The organism is Bradyrhizobium sp. P2_E8, assembly GCF_056403875.1.
Window position 1 is genome coordinate 1 of the sequence record NZ_JBFUES010001668.1, and the last position, 907, is coordinate 907.

The 907-nt window shown below is 63.0% G+C and carries 2 protein-coding genes; both read left to right on the plus strand.

Annotation, left to right across the window (positions count from 1 at the left end):
- Positions 1–326: cupredoxin family protein (locus AC1D00_RS43100; RefSeq protein WP_477014920.1), on the plus strand; the 326-nt coding region annotated here is incomplete at its 5' end.
- A gap of 16 nt (positions 327–342) precedes the next feature.
- Complete coding sequence (locus AC1D00_RS43105; protein ID WP_477014921.1) at positions 343–645, plus strand: copper-binding protein; 303 nt, start codon at positions 343–345, stop codon at positions 643–645.
- The last annotated feature ends 262 nt before the right edge of the window (positions 646–907 follow it).

Consider the following 907-nt stretch of genomic DNA (forward strand, 5'->3'; position numbering starts at 1 on the left):
CCATCGAGATTTTGATGAACGAGATGGACTACGCACCCGCGCGGATCGAGGTCAAACGCGGCGAGCAGATCCGCTTCGTGCTGCGCAATGTCGGCAAGGAGGACCATGAATTCCTGCTCGCTACACCCAAGGAAAATCTCGCGCATGCCGAGGTGATGAAGAAGCATCCGCACATGRAGCACGACGATCCCAACGGTGTCAGGCTCGCGCCGAGCAAGACGGCCGAGATCCTCTGGAAGTTCAGCAAGGCCGGCACGTTCGAATTTTCCTGCCTGATCCCCGGCCATCGCGACTACGGCATGGTCGGCCACGTCACCGTGAAGTGAAACAAAGGAGAAGACCATGAAACCGATCAACCGCATCACCACAGCGCTCGCGCTGACGCTGGGCCTGACCTTCGGTGCCGCCGCGGCGCAGGGCGCCTCGATCAGCGGCGAGGTCAAGAAGATCGACGAGAGCGCCGGCAAGATCACGCTCAAGCACGGGCCGGCCAAGAGCCTCGGCATGGACGAGCCCATGACGATGGTCTACCGCGTCAAGGACCCCGCTTTGCTCAAGCAGGTGAAGGTCGGCGACAAGGTCACCTTCGAAGCCGAGGAGGCGGCTTCGGGGTACACGGTGACCAGGATGGAGAAGGCGAAGTAGGGGGCACCCTCCCACGCCGTCATTCCGGGGCGCGCCTCTTGGCGCGAGCCCGGAATCCATTTCCCCACGACACCTGCAGCACGATGGATTCCGGGTTCGCCCTCCGGGCGCCCCGGAATGACACCCCTGGAGGCCCGAAACACGCTCCCGCGCTCTTGCCGCACCCCCCGTTAACCCTTTGCTAACCATACACCCGGCAAGAATTGCCGGGTGAAGTCGAGTGTCGTCAGCCGCGTAAAACGGGAGGTTCCCCGTGGACGCC

Bases quoted from the DNA above. Each gene is read 5' to 3' on its own strand.
- AC1D00_RS43105 (WP_477014921.1), top strand. From the start codon at position 343: ATGAAACCGATCAACCGCATCACCACAGCGCTCGCGCTGACGCTGGGC.